At 39.5% G+C, this 20,536-nt stretch carries 23 protein-coding genes; 7 read left to right on the forward strand and 16 right to left on the reverse strand.

Annotated elements, in window-relative coordinates:
• The first annotated feature begins 175 nt into the window (after nt 1-175).
• Together ACFVS1_RS15865 and ACFVS1_RS15870 are read left to right on the forward strand one after the other, a co-directional pair.
• Nucleotides 176-1,015, forward strand: coding sequence for a ComEC/Rec2 family competence protein (locus tag ACFVS1_RS15865; RefSeq protein ID WP_387548697.1), 840 nt, complete (start codon nt 176-178; stop codon nt 1,013-1,015).
• Nucleotides 1,016-1,234 carry a DUF3006 domain-containing protein gene (locus ACFVS1_RS15870; protein WP_387548699.1) on the forward strand — a complete coding sequence of 73 codons (219 nt, stop codon included), beginning with the start codon at nt 1,016-1,018 and terminating at the stop codon, nt 1,232-1,234. It abuts the gene before it with no gap.
• Nucleotides 1,235-1,283: 49 nt separating this feature from the next.
• Here ACFVS1_RS15870 and ACFVS1_RS15875 read toward each other — a convergent pair whose 3' ends face one another.
• A complete protein-coding gene (locus ACFVS1_RS15875; RefSeq protein WP_352922059.1) occupies nt 1,284-1,847 on the reverse strand; it encodes a competence protein ComK in 564 nt (187 codons plus the stop codon).
• Between the two features lie 329 nt (nt 1,848-2,176).
• Here ACFVS1_RS15875 and ACFVS1_RS15880 point away from each other — a divergent pair, with 329 nt between their 5' ends.
• The gene (locus ACFVS1_RS15880; protein WP_137017118.1) at nt 2,177-2,413 is read left to right on the forward strand and encodes an IDEAL domain-containing protein; all 237 of its coding nucleotides are present in this window, start codon (nt 2,177-2,179) and stop codon (nt 2,411-2,413) included.
• Nucleotides 2,414-2,485: 72 nt separating this feature from the next.
• On the opposite strand, the gene ACFVS1_RS15885 is transcribed toward ACFVS1_RS15880, so the two are convergent.
• The 7 genes from ACFVS1_RS15885 to ACFVS1_RS15915 form a co-directional block, all read right to left on the reverse strand.
• The gene (locus ACFVS1_RS15885; RefSeq protein ID WP_241590660.1) at nt 2,486-3,295 is read right to left on the reverse strand and encodes a YitT family protein; all 810 of its coding nucleotides are present in this window, start codon (nt 3,293-3,295) and stop codon (nt 2,486-2,488) included.
• Nucleotides 3,296-3,437: 142 nt separating this feature from the next.
• Nucleotides 3,438-4,703 (reverse strand): M48 family metallopeptidase, encoded by a 1,266-nt coding sequence (locus tag ACFVS1_RS15890; protein WP_352922061.1) that lies wholly within the window; start codon nt 4,701-4,703, stop codon nt 3,438-3,440.
• A 277-nt stretch (nt 4,704-4,980) separates the two neighbouring features.
• Nucleotides 4,981-5,649 (reverse strand): LuxR C-terminal-related transcriptional regulator, encoded by a 669-nt coding sequence (locus ACFVS1_RS15895; protein WP_387548702.1) that lies wholly within the window; start codon nt 5,647-5,649, stop codon nt 4,981-4,983.
• A 184-nt stretch (nt 5,650-5,833) separates the two neighbouring features.
• Nucleotides 5,834-6,361, reverse strand: a complete 528-nt coding sequence (locus ACFVS1_RS15900) for an HD domain-containing protein (RefSeq protein WP_034314654.1) — start codon at nt 6,359-6,361, stop codon at nt 5,834-5,836.
• A 175-nt stretch (nt 6,362-6,536) separates the two neighbouring features.
• Entirely contained in the window at nt 6,537-8,084 is a 1,548-nt protein-coding gene (locus ACFVS1_RS15905; protein ID WP_387548704.1) for a fatty acid--CoA ligase family protein, read from the reverse strand.
• Nucleotides 8,085-8,263: 179 nt separating this feature from the next.
• The gene (gene lplA, locus ACFVS1_RS15910; protein WP_352922067.1) at nt 8,264-9,253 is read right to left on the reverse strand and encodes a lipoate--protein ligase; all 990 of its coding nucleotides are present in this window, start codon (nt 9,251-9,253) and stop codon (nt 8,264-8,266) included.
• Between the two features lie 41 nt (nt 9,254-9,294).
• On the reverse strand, nt 9,295-10,029 hold the full coding sequence (locus ACFVS1_RS15915) for an MBL fold metallo-hydrolase (protein ID WP_387548706.1): 735 nt from the start codon (nt 10,027-10,029) through the stop codon (nt 9,295-9,297).
• A 173-nt stretch (nt 10,030-10,202) separates the two neighbouring features.
• On the opposite strand from ACFVS1_RS15915, the gene yhfH reads away from it, so the two are divergent.
• Nucleotides 10,203-10,331 carry a protein YhfH gene (gene yhfH / locus ACFVS1_RS15920; protein WP_133348820.1) on the forward strand — a complete coding sequence of 43 codons (129 nt, stop codon included), beginning with the start codon at nt 10,203-10,205 and terminating at the stop codon, nt 10,329-10,331.
• A 157-nt stretch (nt 10,332-10,488) separates the two neighbouring features.
• On the opposite strand, the gene ACFVS1_RS15925 is transcribed toward yhfH, so the two are convergent.
• From ACFVS1_RS15925 to hemE, 3 genes are all read right to left on the reverse strand, one after another.
• Nucleotides 10,489-11,064, reverse strand: a complete 576-nt coding sequence (locus ACFVS1_RS15925; protein ID WP_387548708.1) for a TetR/AcrR family transcriptional regulator — start codon at nt 11,062-11,064, stop codon at nt 10,489-10,491.
• A 277-nt stretch (nt 11,065-11,341) separates the two neighbouring features.
• Complete coding sequence (hemH, locus tag ACFVS1_RS15930; RefSeq protein ID WP_387548710.1) at nt 11,342-12,277, reverse strand: ferrochelatase; 936 nt, start codon at nt 12,275-12,277, stop codon at nt 11,342-11,344.
• A gap of 78 nt (nt 12,278-12,355) precedes the next feature.
• Nucleotides 12,356-13,399 carry a uroporphyrinogen decarboxylase gene (gene hemE, locus ACFVS1_RS15935; protein WP_352922075.1) on the reverse strand — a complete coding sequence of 348 codons (1,044 nt, stop codon included), beginning with the start codon at nt 13,397-13,399 and terminating at the stop codon, nt 12,356-12,358.
• A gap of 270 nt (nt 13,400-13,669) precedes the next feature.
• Here hemE and ACFVS1_RS15940 point away from each other — a divergent pair, with 270 nt between their 5' ends.
• The gene (locus tag ACFVS1_RS15940) at nt 13,670-14,185 is read left to right on the forward strand and encodes an antibiotic biosynthesis monooxygenase family protein (protein WP_352922077.1); all 516 of its coding nucleotides are present in this window, start codon (nt 13,670-13,672) and stop codon (nt 14,183-14,185) included.
• A gap of 173 nt (nt 14,186-14,358) precedes the next feature.
• Here ACFVS1_RS15940 and ACFVS1_RS15945 read toward each other — a convergent pair whose 3' ends face one another.
• Nucleotides 14,359-14,628, reverse strand: coding sequence for a phosphatase PAP2 family protein (locus ACFVS1_RS15945; protein ID WP_387548712.1), 270 nt, complete (start codon nt 14,626-14,628; stop codon nt 14,359-14,361).
• A complete protein-coding gene (locus ACFVS1_RS15950) occupies nt 14,628-14,969 on the reverse strand; it encodes a hypothetical protein (protein WP_387548714.1) in 342 nt (113 codons plus the stop codon). Before ACFVS1_RS15950 ends, ACFVS1_RS15945 begins: the two co-directional genes overlap by 1 nt.
• A 92-nt stretch (nt 14,970-15,061) precedes the next feature.
• Between ACFVS1_RS15950 and ACFVS1_RS15955 the strand changes: the two genes are divergently transcribed.
• A complete protein-coding gene (locus ACFVS1_RS15955; RefSeq protein ID WP_387548717.1) occupies nt 15,062-16,273 on the forward strand; it encodes a M20 family metallopeptidase in 1,212 nt (403 codons plus the stop codon).
• 29 nt (nt 16,274-16,302) lie between these two features.
• Here ACFVS1_RS15955 and ACFVS1_RS15960 read toward each other — a convergent pair whose 3' ends face one another.
• The 3 genes from ACFVS1_RS15960 to ACFVS1_RS15970 form a co-directional block, all read right to left on the reverse strand.
• Entirely contained in the window at nt 16,303-17,007 is a 705-nt protein-coding gene (locus ACFVS1_RS15960; protein WP_387549392.1) for an EcsC family protein, read from the reverse strand.
• 330 nt (nt 17,008-17,337) lie between these two features.
• Nucleotides 17,338-18,546: an ABC transporter permease gene (locus ACFVS1_RS15965; RefSeq protein WP_387548719.1), complete on the reverse strand. Its 1,209-nt coding sequence runs from the start codon at nt 18,544-18,546 to the stop codon at nt 17,338-17,340.
• Nucleotides 18,539-19,282, reverse strand: coding sequence for an ABC transporter ATP-binding protein (locus ACFVS1_RS15970; RefSeq protein WP_352922086.1), 744 nt, complete (start codon nt 19,280-19,282; stop codon nt 18,539-18,541). Before ACFVS1_RS15970 ends, ACFVS1_RS15965 begins: the two co-directional genes overlap by 8 nt.
• A 669-nt stretch (nt 19,283-19,951) precedes the next feature.
• Between ACFVS1_RS15970 and ACFVS1_RS15975 the strand changes: the two genes are divergently transcribed.
• Complete coding sequence (locus tag ACFVS1_RS15975; protein WP_053534082.1) at nt 19,952-20,374, forward strand: HIT family protein; 423 nt, start codon at nt 19,952-19,954, stop codon at nt 20,372-20,374.
• Nucleotides 20,375-20,536: the final 162 nt, after the last annotated feature.

Raw genomic sequence — 20,536 nt, forward strand, 5'->3', positions numbered from 1 at the left:
TTAAAAAGTCAGGTACATTCCCCTTCTTCACCAGCAACAATCCCTCATAAATACCCAGGATCAGTTTCCCTAACCACGATTTTGACACCCGCTTCCTTTTTTATCACAAAGAAAATTATATCCAAATCCCCATTTTTCGAATTTCACATGGTAAATTATTATTAGGAGGGGAAAAATGAAGAAAATAAATATTCTACTGGTTGCTGTTCTTGTTTTGTCTTTATTCACTGGACTTAAAACAACTGAGGCAGCCTCAACTGTGAAGGTACATTTCATCAATGTTGGACAAGGAGATGCCATCCTTATTCAAACCGGTAACGAAAACGTCTTAATTGATGGCGGCGGTAAAGGAAAGGGCGACGAAGTTGTAGCCTACCTAAAAAAACAAAAGGTGAAAACACTTAATGCAGTAGTATCCACTCACCCAGATGCGGATCATGTGGGCGGTCTGGCTTATGTGATTAAATCGCTTAATGTAAAATCTGTGTATGCCCCTAAAGTTTCACATACCACCCAGGCATACAAAGACTTTTTAACGGCTGTTAGGCAGAAGAAGCTTACAATAAAAAAAGCGCAGACTGGCGTGGAAATCAACACTACAGCTAAGGATAATTCCCTTAAATTCATTGCACCTGTTAAAGAATATGCCAAGTCTGACTTAAATAATTGGAGTGCAGTCCTTTTACTTAAACACGGCAAAAAAACATTCTTGTTTACAGGTGATGCTGAAGAAAAATCAGAGACAGATATGCTGGCTAAAAAACTGGTACCAAGTGTGGATGTGCTTAAAGTCGGCCATCATGGTGCAAAAACATCAACTAGTTCAGCATTCATTAACAAAACAAAACCGAAATACGCTGTAATCAGTGTGGGGAAAAATGGCTATGGGCATCCTACTTCCACTGTTGTAAAACGATTGAATTCAGTGAAGGCCAAAACTTATCGCACAGATAAATCAGGTAACATTATTTTTACTTCTACAGGTCAGAAAATTACTGTAAAGACGGTGAAATAAATGGTACAAGGAATTATTGACCGCTTCGAAGGAAAGATCGCTGTCGTTGAAATCGATGGTGGTGACATGAAGGATTTTCCTAAAAGCTCTCTCCCCAAGGGAGCAAAAGTAGGAGATATGCTGATTATCGATGGTGATACCATCACCATTTCCAAAGAGGGCACTGAGAAGTTAAAAAAAGAAATTGACGATCTTATGGATGAATTATTTGAAGATTAATTCCTGGGCCCTTCTTTAATAAGAAGGGCTTGCTTTAATTTTTGAATGTTTAACGCCGTATATACTTTGACATTACCTCTGAAGCTTTGACCCCATTTGCTTCGGTGAACATATAGAATGACTTCCTCTTTGTTTCCTCAATCCTCTGGATCAATTTCGTTTTTAAAAAAGAAGTCCGATGCAGCTGGTTTTCGAAAGAACTGCATGATACGGCTATATCGATGGTTTGTCTATTCCTGAAAGTGATGGTAGTATGTTTGGAATCCAGGCGATCATAGGATACCACATGCTCATGTGATAACCAGATGCATTGAGGACGTAACGGAGATGTAGTGGGAAAGAAGAAAATAGAACTGGTCGGATCGATGGCAATAGGCGCTTTATGTGTGATGTTTATAAGCTGTTTTGTGCCTTGCTTGCGTCCTTCATAACTTGATCCGAAAAACTCACAGCTTTTCTTTATTATTTCCAAAGGTTTAAACGGGGATATGAACTCGTCCTCCATTTCAACGATACGGGCATATATTTTACTGCCGTAATTGATTGGCGAAACCATTAATGTATGTGGCGTGATTTCATATTCCTCTATGATTCCCTGATTGTTTTCCTTCATTTTTAATCCACCTCTTCCTCATTGCTAAACACCGCTTTTACTTTACCAAAGCTTTTGCCCTTAATTGCTTGTACCCTTCCATTCCCCATTACCGAAGAATAGTGAATGGAGATAGTAAATGTTTGTTAAATTACTCACTATAATAGCACAACCCTTGAACATAAAAAGCAAGTTCACAAAAAATTAAAAATTCTTCTATATAGTGGCTTTTTCTTCATCTAAACGTCACATTCTCTATTAATGTTTAAATTTTTTAATTTTTTTAAATATTCAGTTGATTTTATTCACTCAAATCCATATAATAATAAAAAGGGTCAGGGGTGGTAACTTTGAAAAATGAAAAATCTTATTCAGAGTCAGTGAAGTCCTTATCAATGAGCGAAATGAAAAACGATGCCGTGGTTCAGGAAATGTTAATTGATATGATTATTCAGGAAGCCGTCCTTACTACCAAAAAGAATATCCTTGCAAAACAGATCGATGAAGCCTTGGATAAGAAAAACAAACCTTTATTCTTAAAACTAAGTTCTGAAATGAACGTTTTACTAAAACAGTTTGGAAATTAAAATGCATGATTTAAAAACAGCCTAATGATCAAAAAAGCCTCCCATAATGCTGGGAGGCTTTTCTGATTATCATCACTCTTTATGAAACATCCCCATGACCTCGGATGTTTCGGTTATATTGACAAAAGCATTCGGATCAACTTCTTTTATCATCGTTTTTACATCGGTTAACTGATAACGTGTAATGACTGTCATCATTACTTTACTCTTTTCGCCTGAATATGCACCTTCACCATCCATGACTGTAATACCACGATATAGGTTGGTCAGGAGCTTCGTTTTCATTTCGTCACTCTTTTTGGTCACGATCATCAATGTTAATTTAATGTGATTGGAATGGATCGTATCGATCACCTTTCCTGCTGCATAAATGGAAATCAGCGTATATAATGCGGCATCCCAACCGAAGATGAAGCCTGAGATAACCACCACAACTGCATTCATCACCGAAAGCAATGTACCAAGTGGAAAGTCGCTCTTCTTAGCCAATAGCATGGCAATGATATCAAAGCCACCCGAAGACCCCGAAGCACGAAAGATGATGCCTATACCGAACCCCGATATGATTCCGCCAAATAAAGAGGACAAAATCGGTTCAGTGGATATTCCGTGAACTGGAATGAGATATAAACTGACGGAAATCACGACAACTGATAATATCGTATAGGTGATAAAACGTCTCCCTAATTTCAGGTATCCAAGAATCAGCAATGGCAGGTTCATCAGAAAATTCAATATCCCTGTGTTGACTGGGGTGATGATTCCGAACATAATCGCAAGTCCACTAAGTCCGCTGCTTAAAATTAAATGTGGTATCAAAAATAAGTTATAGGCTACTGCCACAAGCACTGAGCCTAAAGTGATGAAAAGTACATTATACATATTCGATCTCCTTAAAACGAACTGGGAATTTAATTTATTATAGTAGAGAACCTAAGAATTTTAAAAATAATAGTTTTTTCTGAAAACAACTACAAACTTCCACTTTCCGAAGAAAAAAAGCCAGCTGGTTTTCAGCTGGCTTTCAATCACCCTTTGTATCTGCATTTTCAACCGTTGAAATCCGTTCGAGCATGGTCGGATGGGAATACCTCAGCCATTTAACCAGGAATGGCGGGTTGACCTGGCTCAAACCCGACCTCGTGAGTTCCTGGAAAGTCGTGATTGCCGATTCTTTATCCCCGGTCATTTCAATGGCATAACGGTCAGCCCTTGTTTCTTGATATCTGGAAACATAATTGGACAGCGGACTCGAAGCAAAGAGCAGCACTGATGTTATTAAGAGAAATAATGGAAGAGATGAAATGCTGTCAACCGAACGAACCTTTAACAGCTGGCCCCAGCGTCTAATGATAAAATTCATGATTTTTGATGTCAGCCACAAACCGATTAAAGTCAGTCCTAAATAACCTGCAATCCCTATATAAATGTGCTTTTCCACATAATGAGCCATTTCATGTGCCATGATAAAAAGGATTTCATCTTCCTTCAGTTTGTTCAGGGTCGTATCCCAAAGAACGATTCTTGAGTTGGAACCTATGCCGGTCACGTATGCATTCAAGGCATTTGTCTTTTCCGCCATATTGACTTCATACACGTGTTCAGCCGGAATTTCAGCCTGTGAGGCAAGTGCCAATATTTCCGTTTCCAGCTCTTTATTTTTGAGCGGATAGAATTCATTGTACAGCGGATCAATCACGACAGGCTGAACAAACATCAGGAACAAGGTAAATGGAATGGACAACATCCAGGCATAGAGCCACCACTTCTTCACACTTTTCTTCATTAACCAATATAAAACGGAAACGATGATGAACATCATCCCAAAATTCACCCAGAATTCGATGACTCCATCCTTCATCCACGAAGTGAAACTTTGTGTACTTATATGGTAACTTTTGCTCATCCGATATCCAATGAAACTGATTGGAAACAGCGCCAGGTAAGAAATAATGGAAAGCCAAAATAAGTAAATGCCCGTTCTGATCGCTCTCCGCCTCGAGACTGCCTTTGACGACTTTTCAAATGCTTTTGATAAACCAAATAGTAAAATGAAGAAATACAACAGCCATTCATATGGCGTGGATACGAAAAAAATGAAATTCCGCAGTCCCGAATATTCTTCGCTAAGCTTTAGTTCCCTTGCATTCAGGAATGTTGCAGGATCTGCTGCAGTTCCACGCAAAGCTTCGGGAATTGAGGTATCAGCTCCATAAAAAATATACCAATACATCGCTGCTGCATAAAGGATATATAATAGAATCGCTCTGCCAGCCCATTTTCTGACCATGATGCCCCTCCTTAAACGAATCTCCCTCTTAATAGTTTAATCCAAAATGGACAGGTTAGAACCGCATTTCATTTCTGTAAATTTATTCCTTTCACTCTCCAACAGTTTCTTGATTCTTTATTCCTTTTTATCACCTTTACATTTCACTGAACACACCTTTACGCCGATGACAGGATCATGGACATACGAGGAGGCGGAGAGGCATATGAGAAGCAGTTTTCAAAAGCTTAAACGATTTTGTCTCTCTGCCCCTACCTAATTGCTTTGGAGTGGGTATTCATCCCTTCATTCCTCTATTTTGAAAGCTATACAAAAGTGCCATAAGCTCTGGTCGATTATTAACATTCAGTTTTCTGTAAATCCGGCTTATGTAGTTTTTTACCGTGCCAATGGATAGAAAAAGTTTTTTTGAAATTTGCTGATTCGTTTCCCCTTGGGTTAGCAGGATAAGCAGTTCATACTCGCGTTTGGAAAAGGCCCCCAATTTTTCGATTGCCTTATCCAAAGTTACTGATGATTTTTCAACATCCTGCTGCAGCTTATTCATTAATAATGATTTTATTGAGGCAGGGTAGACTATTTGACCATTGGCACATTGACGGATTGCCGACAGTACTTGTTTCATTCCGCCGCCCTGTAACACATAACCAGCTGCACCATGGCATATCGCTTCGATAAGATAATGATCTTCTGAATAGGCAGTAAAAATGACAAAAGGAGTAAATGGGTGTTTTTCCTTTAGAATTGGCATGACTTCCTGTCCATACTTCCCTGATGACCGGGCATCAATAAGAATGGCGTCTGGTGTGACTGATGGTCTATGATCGGAATCAAGAAGGTCCATTTCATTTCCAGTGATCCCTATGACCTTTATGTCAGCTTCTTTTTCAATGATTCCATCAAGTCCTCCTTGACCACCATATATCATTAGCTTAATCGACTTCATAACTTCACCTGTTCTTTTTCATTATTTGTTATTAATCCGATAGTTTTTATAATTCCCCGTCACGATATAGTTCTAATGGTCTATATTTTACATCATTAATTCACCTGATAACAAATTTAAACTGTAAAATACTTTAATATATGTGCTTTTCCTGACAGTAAAAAGGCTATCACCCCGTTTGCCTTCAGGATGATAGCCTTTTTCTTTGTTCCTCATCTATGAGCGTATCAAGTTTCATGATGCTCTCCTTTGCCCGTGGAAAATCAATTTTGCGATAATGGTGTTTTCCACCTTCTTCTTCATCTTTTTCGTCGGCCCATTTGACGACTTGCTGAAGCGGTGTACGAATAATATCATTTGAAGGTAAGAACGAATCGGTATGAAATAAAATGGCGAGGGAAATGGTCTTTGCCTTTATCGGGTTTTCTCCCAAGCGGATTAACAGTTTATGTGCTCGTTCTGCACCTTTGATGGGGTGAATATCATTTTGTTTATATAGATCATAATCCCATTTACCATTGCGATACCAGGTGAAATGACCCATATCATGCAAAAGTCCAGCTTTGGCAGCAATATCAGGGTCGACATTATATTCGTTTGCTAAGTGAAACGCATGGTATGCTACCGCAATCGCATGTGCCAGACCTGAACGGTTCAAGTATTTTTGAGCAATGGGATGTGTAAATATATCCAAAAGTTTTACATCTCTCATCTAACCCCTCCTTACAATTATGTGGAAATTTTTAATGACTATCATAACTCTTTTCGAAACAAGAATCAAGGTTTTAAGATTCTCCCATATATTTTATGCAGTATGATACACTTTGGTTGTACAAAAAAAGGACCATTGCCGGTTATAGGCAATGATCTCCTTATGATCAATGAATTCAGTTTTGCAGTACATGGTTTTTCAAGGAGCGGCGTAAAATTTTACCTGTCGCGTTTTTTGGAAGTTCATCCAAAAACTCAATTTTTGCCGGTACCTTATATTTGGCCAAGTGTTCCATGCAATAAGAAAGCAGTTCTTCTTCCTCGGTCAATGCATTGTTTTTCTTTACCACAAAGCATTTAACCACTTCCCCCTGATTGGGATCGGGAACGCCTATGGCTGCCGCCTCGACTACTTCAGGATGGGCATACAGAACCTCCTCCACTTCCCGAGGATAAACATTATAGCCACCGACGATAATAAGCTCCTTTTTACGATCTACAATGAAAAAATATCCTTCATCATCCATCCTGGCTAAATCGCCTGTATATAACCAGCCATCTTTCAAGACAGCGGCTGATTCTTCTGGCATTTTATAATACCCCTTCATTACATTCGGACCTCTGACAATCAATTCCCCTACCCCATTGATCGGCACTTCTTCTCCAAGCTCATTGACCACTTTATTTTCCACCCTAAGGATCGAGGTTCCGATGGACCCCGCCTTCCTTGGACGATCCAAAGGATTGAAGCAGGTAACAGGAGAAGCTTCGGATAAGCCATATCCTTCTGAAACCCTGACATTAAATTTCCGCTCGAATGATTCAAGCAAGGACACTGGCATGGCTGAACCGCCCGATATGCATATGCGTAACGAATTTAAAACATCTTCTTCCGCTTCCTGATATTGAAAAAGAAAGTTATACATCGTAGGCACTCCAGCAAAAACGGTTGCATCATATTTTTTGATTTGCCTGAATATTTCCTTTGGACTGAATTGCGGGACAATTAAAAGCGTACCTCCGCTTATCAATGGGGCATTCACAACCACCGTTAAACTGAAAACATGGAACATTGGCAATGTCGTAATGACACGGTCACTTTCCGTGATTCTTAAATATTCCCCAATATCATGTGCATTGGAGTAGATATTGGTATGTGTGAGCATGGCTCCCTTTGGTTTTCCCGTTGTTCCCGAAGTATAGAGTATGATTGCCGTATCTTCAGGATCCAGTTCTGGACCTTTAAAGCCTTCATTCCCCGATTCGATCATTTTTGTAAACGATTTCATTTTTGGGTAGATGTTCAATTTGCTAATATCCCCACTATCACGCTGCGTTTCACAAATCACATATTGTTCTACGCTTGAGAGGATCGGGTTCATTTTCTCTAGTAAGGGTAAAAGCTTATCTAATGCCACAACAACCTTTACATCGCCATTATTCAGGATATAACCAATCTCGTCAGGTGTGTAAATTGGATTGACGGGAATTACGGTCGCCCCTGCTCGCATAGCTCCATACAACGAAATGATGAAATGTGGAGAATTGCCTAATAACAGCGCAATGTTATCACCTTTTGAAACACCAAGCCTATGTAACTCGTCTGCGAATTTCGTAACGGCTTTATCCAATTCCCCATATGAAGTGGATTGATCCATAAAGTAATATGCTGGCTTATCTGCCTTTTTTAAAGCCATTTGATGAAGCTGTTCAGATAAATTCATCTTTCTCCCTCCCCTGCAAATAACATGAATGAATAATCATTCATTTTTATGGTGACCTAAATACATTTTTATTATATTAAAAGAACGCGATCACAGCAACAATTTTATCCATATTCAAGCAATTACTGTCATTATTAGGCACAAAAGCCGTCCTATTAAATCGGGACGGCTTTTCAGGCCTAATATATTAAAGCCAAAATTTCTTCTTTCGTTACATTGCCAAAATAATGACGAACATCAATCTCATCTAGTACCCTGCTGATTGCTTCCTTTTCATAACGTATTCCAGTAAGCTTTTGCTCAATATCCGCAATCTCTCCGACCCCGAAGAAATCGCCGTAGATTTTACAATTTTCAATGTTTCCCCTGTTCACTTCAAGGCGGATATCAACAGATCCCACAGGGAATCTATGTGAGTTTTGCAAGTTGAATTTAGGTGATTTTCCGTAATTCCACTCCCAGTTTTGATATCTTTCTTCCGAGATTTCGTGAATTTTCTCCCAATCCGTCTCGGTTAAAACATACTCTGTTACTTTTCCGCTATCTTTGAAAATATTTTGCAGAAGGAATGAACGGAATTCTTCAACAGACATCGGTTCTTTTAGGAAATCGGCAATATTACCGACACGGCTTCTTATCGATTTAATCCCTTTGGACTCGATTTTATCTTTTTTCACTTTTAAAGCGGATACAATGTGATCCATTTCTGATTGAAACAGCAATGTCCCATGACTGAACATCCTGCCCTTCGTTGAGAACATCGCGTTTCCTGAAATCTTCTTACCTTCAGCCAGAATATCGTTACGACCGCTCAATTCAGCATGTATTCCTAGCTTCTCGAGCGTTTCCACGACAGGCTGGGTGAATTTCTTGAAGTTATGAAAACTATCGCCATCATCTCGCGTAATAAAACTGAAATTGAGATTCCCTAGGTCATGATAAACCGCTCCACCCCCGGAAAGGCGGCGAACAACTGTAATGCCATTTCCGTCTACATAATCGGAATTGATTTCTTCAATCGTATTTTGATTCCTTCCTATGATGATTGAAGGACGATTAATGTAAAATAGAAGATAGGTTTCATCTATATTTAAATGTTTAAGCGCATATTCTTCGATGGCCAGGTTAATTCTTGGATCTGTAATTCCCTTATTATCAATAAAAAGCACAGTTGTTCCTCCTTGTAGACTTCATATCCCCGATGTTTCATTTATAGTTGGAATTCAAGATTCGATTTGGCTACAGCTATTTCTCTTTTGAATACCTCGGATGCTTCTTTTTTCAGTTGATCAAGATTCCCATAATGCGGGAGGTGAGTTAACAGCAAAAGCTGGACGTCAGCCTTTTCTGCCAGCATTCCCGCTTCCCTTGCAGTCATATGCCCTGCCTTTGAACCATCCATATCACTGTAAAAGTTACTTTCACATAATAAAACATTTGCGTCTTTAGCGAAATCTGCAAGCTCATCCATATATGAACTGTCACCTGTGTAAACGATCGAATGATTTTCAGCTTCAATCCTCATTGCAAAACAAGGGACTGGATGTTTTGTTTTCATGAACGTAAATTTACACGGTCCAATGGTTAAGGGTTGATCAGCAGAGAAGGCTATCCCCTTTGTCACGTCTTTATAAGTTAATTTACCAAATTCGACTTCGTCTAAATCATGACCATAAATAGGAATGGTCCTTTTTTCGCTGCCCAATATCTGCTGTATGAACGCAGCGTGCTGCAGGACACCAATATCTGCTACATGATCCGGATGATAGTGAGATAATACAACAGCACCAAGATCTTCCGGCTTCATATGGTTTTGCAGCTGTGATAGAACACCGCTGCCACAATCAAGCAGAATGCGAAAATCTTCATATTCAAGCAAATAGCCGGAACTTGCCTCATTTTTAGCTGGATAACCGCCCCAGCAGCCAATTACGGTGATTTTCATGCTTAGGCACTCCTTTTTTTCTCTCAATGACTTCCCCATTAATATAAACTATTCTTGCCCTTATTTCACCTTTTTTACTTATGTTATAAAACATTTATTGACATTCTATAACTGTTATAATACAATAAAACTATAGAAAAGCGAATAATAAAAAAATTCAGGAGATGATGTTCATGATTCAAAGTAGCATTGAGTTCTTTAAAAACCTGCCACCGAAACAATGCACGGAATGCGGAAAAAAAATTGAAGAACAGCACGAATGTTATGGAAACCACTGTGATCATTGCCTTTCTGGAGAGTAGTTGTCTTGTGTTTCACCATCCGCTTCCCAAATAGCAGGATGAATCCATATGTGGTTCGGTTTCGCAGCTGAAAACCCCAAATAAAAAGAAGAGGTACCGAACGGTATCTCTTCTTTTTATTTGGGATTCATTGCATTTGAGCAAAAAAATAGAATTATCACGTAACGGATAATCCTTTGAATAAATATATTTTAAATAGTTCAGCAATTTCCTCTTTCTCTAATGGGGCATGGTTCCTTTCCCAATCAAAAATGAGGGCAAGGTACATTTTTAGCATCAGGAAAGCTGTTATCTCTGGATCGCAAGGCTGTATAAAGCCCTTATCAATCGCTATTTTCAGTTTTTCCTTAATGTAGGAGACAATGGCTTCTTCCATTTCATTAACCATTTCCTGAACGGCCGGAGTACCAATTTCGCGCTCTTCCTGAAGAAGTTTCAAAGATAATTGATGTTCCTGCCTGAACTCCAGAATTCGATAAACGGCCCGATGCAGGTTTTCAAAAAAGGTGAGTTGGTCATCCAAAGATTGTTCCGCCTCATATTTCATTTCCTCTATCAACCGCTGAACGATTTCTTTAAACAGCTCTTCTTTATTTTTATAAAAGGTATAAATGGTCCCTTTTCCCACATTGGCAATTTTAGCGACTTGATCCATCGTCGTTGCCTTATATCCAAAAAGTGAAAACGACTTGGTCGCAGCTTCTAAAATTAATTTTTTACGATCAACAGACATTTCCCACCTCAATCCTGACCAAACGGACAAAACAGTCATTATGTTCAACGATATCATACCAAAAATTTTCAGTCTTTTCAATTATATTTTCAATTTCTTATAGAAACAATGGCCATCCTCATTACTGGACAGCCACTTTTTCGAGTATTCATTTAAATCACAAAGGTCAAGTAAAAAGAAAGCGTCGCTTTTCCAGGTTTACAACATCTTTCAACTCACATGAAAATATGTAGAGCACATTTCAAGCATGGTTAAACTACTTTCTCCTATTGACTGATCACTTTTCCTGTAATCTGTTTAAAATGATTGTGGCCAAAGCATCGATGAATTCAGGTTTATCATTGGGCATATCCGGCCTATAGTAGCTTGCACCAATCTCTTCCGTAACAACCTTACATTCATAATCGTTATCATATAGGACTTCAAGGTGCTCGGCAACAAAGCCGACAGGAATATAAATGAAAGCTTTATAGCCTTTTGCTTGATGAAGATCTCTGGTTAAATCCTGTACATCAGGTCCCAACCATGGTTCAGGTGTTTGTCCAGCGCTTTGCCAGCCTACTGCATAATTGCTAACCCCTGCGCCTTTTGCAATCATGTCTGCCGTTTCTTTCAATTGATTTGGATACGGATCTCCCGATTGCAGGATTTTTTCCGGGAGGCTATGCGCCGACACAATCAAAGCGAAATTATCGCGTTCTTCCGAGGTCATTTTTCCGATTGCTTCTTTTACCTGGTCTACCCAATATTGGATGAATTTTGGCTCATCATACCAGCTTTCAACGGAAGTGATGGTCAGGTCACCCAATTTAGCGACTTCATCCTGGGCACGTCCATTATAAGACTTCACGCTGAATGTTGAAAAATGCGGTGCCAATACTATACTGACCGCTTCTTTGATTCCATCTTCATGCATTTGTTTCACTGCATCTTCAACAAAAGGTTCAATATGTTTCAGTCCAAGATATGCCTTGAACTCAACTTCCTCCTGAACGGAATTCAATTTCTTTTCAAGCGCTTCAGCTTGTCCTGCCGTTATTTTTGCAAGCGGGGATAATCCACCGATCGCTTCATATCTGCCTTTTAGGTCGGCAATTAATTCGTCACTTGGCCGTCTCCCATGACGAATATGTGTATAATATCTTTCAATATCCTCTTCAGTGTATGGAGTACCATAAGCCATGACTAAAAGGCCCATTTTTTTTCTTGACATGAAGTTACACCTCTTTTAAAGATTTCGTTCTAATATTGTGCATCCATTTAAGTATTTTTAGCAAATGGTTCGCTCAACTTATTTCATTTTTGATGAATATTCATGAATGAAAGCGGTCAGCCTCTTCAGTGTTTCCGGGTTTACGGAAGGGAAAACCCCATGTCCAAGATTAAAGATGTAGCCGTCCTGTTCCATGCCCTGATCCAGGATCCTTTTCGTCCGTTCTTCTATAACATCCCATGATGACAATAGAAGGGCAGGATCAAGATTACCTTGTACCGTTTTCTGGATTCCCATTTGTCTCGCTTCTGTAATTGGCAGTCTCCAATCGAGCCCGACTACATCAATCGGAAGATCATTCCACTCAAGTGCCAAGTGACTTGCGCCGACCCCGAACATGATTAGCGGTACATTTTCTTCACGCAATGAAGAAAAGATACGAGTCATGATCGGCTTGATGAATATGCGGTAATCTTCAACGTTCAAAGCACCCACCCATGAATCAAAGATTTGGATGGCTTTAACGCCGGCTTTGATTTGTGACTTGACATAGATGATGATCATATCCGCTAGCTTATCCATTAATGCAAACCAGGCCTTTGGCTCTGTATACATGAAAGCTTTCGTCTTATTGTAGTTTTTGGAGGGGCCGCCTTCAATCATGTATGAAGCAATGGTGAACGGTGCCCCGGAGAAACCGATCAAAGGAACGGATAATTGCTCCGTAGTCAATAATTTAATCGTGTCCAACACATAAGGGATGTCTTTCTCTGGGTTCAATTCACCTAATTTTTCAACATCTGTCACCGATTGGATCGGATTGGATATGACCGGGCCGATTCCGGACTTAATCTCAACATCGACACCAATGGCTGGTAGCGGTGTCATTATATCTTTATATAAAATCGCAGCGTCTACGTCATATTGCTCGACTGGCAATCTAGTTACATAAGCGCATAGTTCCGGCTGATGAGTAATTTCAAAAAGCGAGTACTTCTCTTTCAATTTACGGTATTCCGGCTGTGAACGGCCGGCCTGACGCATATACCAAACAGGCACATGATCCGTTTTCTCTCCTCTCGCAGCTTTTAAGAATGTATCATTCGTAATTTCCTTAGACATTAATATCCACCTTTCAAGCAATCACGTTTCAATTTTATTCATTACCTACATAGAATATCAGAAGGATGTTGAATTTCAAATCGAATCTCCTTCAACTATAGCTTTTTCTATAATAGAAGTATAGCCAACCTATATATTTGTCAGAAAATCGACGTTTTTATAAGTATCTTACCGGTTTAAAAGCCTAATGGTTAGTTTGGAAATGGTAAAAGCATTATTCATTGGGTAAAATGGGTATACAGGTACTATATAGAAATTGGAGGGGAATTTATGAATGTATTCATCTCATCAGGCACTTACGATTTTTTAAAAATCAAAAAAGATAAGCACCCCAATGAAAAAATATTACTTATGCAAAATCCTGACACTGCAGTACTTTTACATGAAACAACAGGTAAAACGATCTTCAGCTCTCCACGTAAGTATGAAGTAGTTGATGGGAAAGGAAACCTTCGGGATCATGGGTATGTAGTCATGAACAATATCCCTGTAAGTGAAGAAGGAAGGCCGGTATTCGAACATCGTTTTAAAAACAGGGCCGGATTCATTGAAAATGAACCAGGTTTCGTCGCACTTCGTGTACTGCGGCCGATCAACTCTGAAACGTATGTAATTTTAACGATTTGGGAGAAACAAGCTGATTTCCTGAACTGGAAGAATTCCGGTTCCTTTAAGATGGCGCATAACAGCGACTCCAAAGCTCCCGTTACGAATTCCAGCCAGAAGATGTTTTCAGGCGAAGCCTATGTAACTCAATATACATTGGTGAAGGATTCCGAAGAATAATCCATACTTGCTCAGTAAAAGGCCCACCCCCTCAAGGATGGGCCTCTTCATAGTAATTCGGATCAATTTGGACATTAAAAAATTATAATAACCTATAACAATCCGACAAATTCCTTCTTTATTTCTGGGGAAATGCAACGGATATTTACATATATTTCATCTGAATCCTTTTTTCAAAGTACTCTTGACTTCAGGAATTTAAACAAGGGTAAACTATATGCCTCTCCTAATGCAAAACCTGCAATAATATCAGTTGGAAAATGAACTTTCATAGCAATCCTGCTGACACCAATCAGCAGAATGAGACAACCGAAACCGATTCCCATTGCCCATTTCAATGAGTTTCCTTTCGTTTCTTTCATGATTAAATAAGCAACCATACTGAAGAAAATAAGGCCCACCATTGCGTGGCCACTTGGAAAACTGAAGACAGCGGTCTTCATCAAATGATTTTCAGGGCGCACTCTTTTAACATGATTTTTTTATCCACCCGTTTAACACATCTCCCCCCGCAATTCCGATAGAGAATACGGCCATGGTCCAATAATCCTTCTTTATTATCCACAAATATAGAAACACATAATAAGCTTCCAAAACCAATGAACTTGGATTTCCCAAGATAGGACTTGAAGAAAGTGAACGAAAAGGTTTTTTCACCTACGGAAAAAAGTTCCTTAATATATGTATCGAACGCTAAAGGCTCCTCACTTTGGACTTCTTGCACCAAAAAAAAGAATAGCAACATACACAGCAAAACCAAAGCAATCCAGGAATATTTAATCATGCTCTCTCTCTCCTCGAGGTATTTAATACACTTTGGATTATTCAATATATGATATACTATTTACAATTAATCCAATCATTGGGAGGTGCAAAATGATAGAGCGTTTACACGATCTTCTGGATGACTCATATGAAGAAATGGTTTCCATCAGGCGTTATCTTCATCAACACCCCGAGCTTTCTTTTCAAGAAACCCAAACGGCGGTCTTCATCTCTGGATATTATGAAAAACTCGGAATTGAACACCGGACGAATGTAGGCGGTAATGGTGTTATTGCCAAGGTCACAGGCAGTAAGCCTGGTAAAACCATAGCATTGCGCGCTGATTTCGACGCCTTACCCATTCAAGATGAAAAAGAAGTTCCCTATAAATCTACCGTACCGGGGGTAATGCATGCGTGTGGGCACGATGGCCATACAGCGACACTCCTTGTCCTTGCTAAAAATCTGAATGAACTGAAGGATGAGCTCGAAGGTGAATATATATTTATCCACCAGCATGCTGAAGAATATGCCCCAGGGGGTGCAAAACCGATGATTGAGGCTGGCTGCCTTGATGGAGTGGATGTAATTTTCGGCACCCATTTATGGGCAACGGCCCCAACCGGAACAGTCCAATACGCTTATGGACCCCTTATGGCCGCTGCTGACCGTTTTGAAATAACCATTCAAGGGCAGGGCGGACATGGAGCCCAGCCGCATAAAACCCGTGATGCAATCGTAGTCGGCTCTCAGCTCGTCATGGCCCTGCAGCAAATCGTAAGCCGCCGCCTAAACCCAATAGATTCTGCAGTCATTACCGTCGGTTCCTTTGTAGCAGATAATGCTTTTAACGTCATTGCAGATAAGGCTAAAATAATCGGGACCGTCCGTACATTCAAGGAAGATGTCCGTTCATTCATTAGCGAAGAAATGGAGCGGATTGTTAAAGGAACCTGCCTAGCTGCGGACTGCACCTATGAATATCAATACTTTCAAGGTTATCCAGCTGTTATTCCACATGTTGAGGAAACTAAATTCCTCATCGAAAGCACTGAGTCCGTCAAGGAAGTTCTGATTACAGAGGAAATTGACCCGGACATGACAGGTGAAGATTTTTCTTATTATTTACAAAATGTAAAAGGTACATTCTTCTTTACAGGGGCCAGGCCAAAAAATGAACATACATTTCCGCATCATCATCCTTTGTTTGACATTGATGAAAAAGCGATGCTCATTGCTGCCAAAATATTAGGCACTGCAGCCGTAACCTATCACAATAAGAAACAATCATCCCAAATGTTGGATGAATCTTTATTGCGGTAAAGGTAAAGGGACGGGTTTTCCCCCGTCCCTTACTCTTTAAGAAGTCTGATTCGGTAACAATTGATAGCCGTTTCCCCAAGATGTTCCAACAAATGATGGTTGGCATATCCACCGACAGCGGCCCCAATACCTGGAACGAGCTGGAACATTTTGACGACATCGATGTGATCGCGATATTCCTGCTGAAATTCTTGCCAGTCTATTTCCGGCCATTTCCCTGAATCCCATTCCTCTATCACCTGTAATGTTTCCAATTTCTTCTCCTCGCTTGAAAATGCCATTTGGAAGATATGGAGAATGAATAATCGTTCCTCATATTCATTTGGATCGAAACCGTATATACGGGAGAGTTCGAATAATAATTTCATCTTGATGCTTAGCAGTAAAGGGAAATCAGCCAATCCAATTAAAAGCCCTGCCGCTCCGGTTCCCACACCTTCTATAACGGCCGTTTTCCGATATGCCGCTACAGTTTCCGCAACCCACTCTTCTTTTTGCTGCAAAGATAGCAGCACCACATTTTTTTCTTTAGACATATATTTAGAACCTGATAATACGGCCTCTATCATCCCTTTAATACTATCAGTAATCATTTTGTGCACTCGGTCTGGAATATAACTATTCAATTTGATTTGCGCCTTTTTAGACATCCGCTCAAGCCTGCCGGATTTCTTGGCTACTTTCTTTTTCCATGATACTAGTTCCGATAATGCCTTTTGTTCATATTCATCCATCATTTAACACCTCCATTTAATATGTATATACCCTCTACGAGACTTTTATTTTCTATTTTCATTTCTTAAAAGAAAAAGCTGATTTTTCATGAACTCATAAAATCAACTGAAACGTTTTTTTGAGGTTATATAAAATTTGAACGTTGTTTTCCACTCCACTCACCCGCTCCAATCAACAACTAATCTAGATTATATGCCCCCCCTCACTGGAATGAAGGAATTTGCGAGAATCCTGCCGAATAACTGGCTAAGACAGTCGGCGGAAAGGGCGCGGATTTCATACATACATTAATAAAGAAAAAGCTGATTTTATGAAAAATCAGCTTCTGCTTAAAAGTTTTTTATTTTCTTTACAGCATAAATTTTAAAACCGAATATAAAAACAAGCCCCATTGCCAAGGCGGCTAAAGCGGAGATCCATTCCCCTTTCACCAGCAGGACCAAACTGAAGACTAGGTCCTCAAATAATAGGAAATAGGAAATTAGTTTTATGACCGCAGATTCCCTCATTTTCGCTGGCAATGGATACAACGAGACCCATACCTTCCATTCATGAGCCTTCCAAACCGGCAGCAATTGCAGGGCTGTCATGAATAGGAACATGAACGTTACAATCAAATGTGCCCATATGTTAGTGAATACACTTAAAATCACGGATCCAATGATCGTTAAACGAAAACAAAGTCCCACATAATCATTGGATCGCAGCAGAGTACGGGCGTAAAGATAGGTATAAGTCGATTTATCACCATACGGAATGAGTGATAATAGCCAGTCCATCCATTTCCTTCTCGCTACCTTCCCTTTCAAATGTGGAACATCAGTAAACATGTTCGCTATTCGATAGAAAGAATTCATCCGTTTGTTTTCCAGTTCCACCAGCCGTTCCCACTTTAGCACAAAACCTTTAGTTGCACTTCGGTAATACATGTAAAGTCCTAACAATAATAAGAAGGTTATAAGTGCAAACAGTATATTTGCCCTTGAACAGATGAAATAAAGAATCACTCCATTAAGTAAAAAGCGGATGAGAGAGTCCCAATGGCTCACTGATGTATCCTGATATTTCAATACCAGCCAGCGCATGGTCAAATTCAAAAACTTCAAAATAAGCAAAACGACCAGGATGATTCCAAGGTCCTTACCTCCTGCACCCGTAACCTTCGAATACATCGGTATTGATGCAATCAGGACAACCAGAAGAATAAAGCCTTGCATGACCCAGCTTAATATCAATGAATTCTTGAAATAGCTTCTCAACTTCGTTTCAAGGGGAAGCAGGAATACCGTATCGGGTTCTTTCAAGAAAGTGTTTATCGGACTTCTGGTTACAATGATCGATAAAACTAAGGCCATGATCAATTCAGCAGGGAAATCACTGTTTAACGTCTTCACCCAATCACTGTAATAATAAGCCAAACCACCAAGAGCCAATACCATGACGAAAACAAGATGGCCATTAAAAATATAGCGAAGATATTTTTGCGTTTCTTTTATATAGCCTAAATATCTTTCCTTCCAGAGATTTTGACTATTCATGACCGATTTCTTCTTTCGTCAATTGGATATATAAATCGTCCAGAGTTGCCCCTGGCATGGAAAATTGTTCACGAAGCTCCTCAAGATTGCCTTTTGCCCGAATCTCTCCATTATGCAATATGATGAAAGAATCACAATACCTCTCAGCTGTCGCCAATATATGTGTAGACATTAAAATTCCCGCACCGCTCTCTTTCATCTTCCTCATCAAGTCAAGCAGGGACTGAATGCCTAATGGATCAAGACCCACAAATGGTTCGTCGACGATATATAAGGACGGCTGCACTAAAAAGGCGCACATGATCATGACCTTTTGCTTCATTCCCTTTGAAAAATGTGCCGGGAACCATTTAAGCCTTTTCTCCATATGGAATTCCTTTAACAGAACGTCCATCCTTTCTTTATAAGTGGCTTCCGCCAAACCATGTGCCATGGCCGTAAGCTTTAAATGCTCCTCAAGTGTAAGCTCATCATACAAGATTGGCGTTTCTGGAACATAAGTGAATTGTTTACGATATGTATCCGGGTCCTGGGCAAGTGTTTTACCATGAATCGAGACACTTCCGCCTTTCGGCTCCATGAGTCCGATGATATGTTTAATTGTCGTACTTTTCCCAGCACCGTTGAGACCAATTAACCCTACTAACTCATTTGGCTGAATGTCAAAACTTATTCCTTTTAAAACGGGCGTTTTCGTGTATCCGCCCACTAATTGCTTTATTTCCAATAAGGACATATAAACAATCCTTTCTATATAGAGGTTCTTATTTCCATTCTTATTTCCATTTTATCAAATTCTCCTGCTTTTATATAGTCGAGTGTTCCTAGAACTAAATTTCCATAAATAACTAATTATATTTTCCCTCCTTGGTGGTCATCATAATTAAGGAAGAAGGGGTTAGTCATTACGTGTGATTCACATCATGTTGTAAATGAGGTGTCAGTTAAAGACGTATTACACTGAAATACCCATAAGATTTATTACAAATGATTCACATCATATTGTAAATGAGGTGTCAGTTAAAGACGTATAACTGAATTAAACCAGAAGCTTCATAAAAAAATCGTTTCGAGCAAGGAGATGGTTCTCTTGCACGTAAAAGCAGAAAAATCATTCAATAATTATCAATTATGCTTTGAAAGTTGATGAAACTTTAAAGATATAGGAGATGGTTGCTTTGAATGGAAAATCTCTAATCAGATAATAACCGTATTTTACCAAAATGTAGATGAGGTGTTTGTCGCAGAGAATTTATGCTAATGCGAATTTTGAAGCCACCCCCCCTTTTTCGACAGACAGGGTGCAACTTAATGTTGCATCCTGTTTTTATGATTTTTCCTTTTCTCAAGGATTCAAGCTATGGTACGATTAACCAAATACATTACTTTTAAAGGAGCGTTTTTAATGAGTGATTGCATTTTTTGCAAAATTATCGACGGCGAAATACCAAGCAGTAAAGTTTTCGAAAATGAACATGTATTGGCCTTTCTCGATATCAGTCAAGTAACAAAAGGCCATACACTGGTAATACCTAAAGTACATAAGGAAAACCTTTATGAGTTGACACCTGAGATTGCCAAGAATCTTTTTGAAGTGGTACCGGAAATTGCACGCGCCATGAAACAAGAGTTCCAACCTGTAGGCCTGAACCTATTAAATAATAACGGAGAAGCTGCAGGACAATCCGTTTTCCATTTTCACATGCATTTAATTCCACGGCATGGAGAAGGTGACGGCTTTGGGGCAGTTTGGAAAACGAATACCAGCGACTATACACCAGATGACCTAAAACAAATCGCTGACTCCATTGCACAGCATTTAAAATGAACTGCTGGCACATGAAAATTTCTTTATCCTTTCTTACTATCTTTTTAAAAGAATTGAACTTCAGCACGCTGGTTTCTTGAAAAAACAATGATCTCGATTGGGTCCTCACTCAAAGTGGAGGACCTTTTTGCATTGGCTCATCATGAAAACGAAATGTCACCT

Origin of the sequence: Peribacillus sp. NPDC058075 (genome assembly GCF_042885195.1) — a bacterium.
GTDB lineage: Bacteria > Bacillota > Bacilli > Bacillales > DSM-1321 > Peribacillus.

Bases quoted from the DNA above. Each gene is read 5' to 3' on its own strand.
- ACFVS1_RS15865 (WP_387548697.1), top strand. From the start codon at position 176: ATGAAGAAAATAAATATTCTACTGGTTGCTGTTCTTGTTTTGTCTTTA.
- ACFVS1_RS15870 (WP_387548699.1), top strand. From the start codon at position 1,016: ATGGTACAAGGAATTATTGACCGCTTCGAAGGAAAGATCGCTGTCGTT.
- ACFVS1_RS15875 (WP_352922059.1), bottom strand. From the start codon at position 1,847: ATGAAGGAAAACAATCAGGGAATCATAGAGGAATATGAAATCACGCCA.
- ACFVS1_RS15885 (WP_241590660.1), bottom strand. From the start codon at position 3,295: ATGTATAATGTACTTTTCATCACTTTAGGCTCAGTGCTTGTGGCAGTA.
- ACFVS1_RS15890 (WP_352922061.1), bottom strand. From the start codon at position 4,703: ATGGTCAGAAAATGGGCTGGCAGAGCGATTCTATTATATATCCTTTAT.
- ACFVS1_RS15895 (WP_387548702.1), bottom strand. From the start codon at position 5,649: ATGAAGTCGATTAAGCTAATGATATATGGTGGTCAAGGAGGACTTGAT.
- ACFVS1_RS15900 (WP_034314654.1), bottom strand. From the start codon at position 6,361: ATGAGAGATGTAAAACTTTTGGATATATTTACACATCCCATTGCTCAA.
- ACFVS1_RS15905 (WP_387548704.1), bottom strand. From the start codon at position 8,084: ATGAATTTATCTGAACAGCTTCATCAAATGGCTTTAAAAAAGGCAGAT.
- ACFVS1_RS15915 (WP_387548706.1), bottom strand. From the start codon at position 10,029: ATGAAAATCACCGTAATTGGCTGCTGGGGCGGTTATCCAGCTAAAAAT.
- yhfH (WP_133348820.1), top strand. From the start codon at position 10,203: ATGATTCAAAGTAGCATTGAGTTCTTTAAAAACCTGCCACCGAAACAA.
- ACFVS1_RS15925 (WP_387548708.1), bottom strand. From the start codon at position 11,064: ATGTCTGTTGATCGTAAAAAATTAATTTTAGAAGCTGCGACCAAGTCG.
- hemH (WP_387548710.1), bottom strand. From the start codon at position 12,277: ATGTCAAGAAAAAAAATGGGCCTTTTAGTCATGGCTTATGGTACTCCA.
- hemE (WP_352922075.1), bottom strand. From the start codon at position 13,399: ATGTCTAAGGAAATTACGAATGATACATTCTTAAAAGCTGCGAGAGGA.
- ACFVS1_RS15940 (WP_352922077.1), top strand. From the start codon at position 13,670: ATGAATGTATTCATCTCATCAGGCACTTACGATTTTTTAAAAATCAAA.
- ACFVS1_RS15945 (WP_387548712.1), bottom strand. From the start codon at position 14,628: ATGAAGACCGCTGTCTTCAGTTTTCCAAGTGGCCACGCAATGGTGGGC.
- ACFVS1_RS15950 (WP_387548714.1), bottom strand. From the start codon at position 14,969: ATGATTAAATATTCCTGGATTGCTTTGGTTTTGCTGTGTATGTTGCTA.
- ACFVS1_RS15955 (WP_387548717.1), top strand. From the start codon at position 15,062: ATGATAGAGCGTTTACACGATCTTCTGGATGACTCATATGAAGAAATG.
- ACFVS1_RS15960 (WP_387549392.1), bottom strand. From the start codon at position 17,007: ATGGATGAATATGAACAAAAGGCATTATCGGAACTAGTATCATGGAAA.
- ACFVS1_RS15965 (WP_387548719.1), bottom strand. From the start codon at position 18,546: ATGAATAGTCAAAATCTCTGGAAGGAAAGATATTTAGGCTATATAAAA.
- ACFVS1_RS15970 (WP_352922086.1), bottom strand. From the start codon at position 19,282: ATGTCCTTATTGGAAATAAAGCAATTAGTGGGCGGATACACGAAAACG.
- ACFVS1_RS15975 (WP_053534082.1), top strand. From the start codon at position 19,952: ATGAGTGATTGCATTTTTTGCAAAATTATCGACGGCGAAATACCAAGC.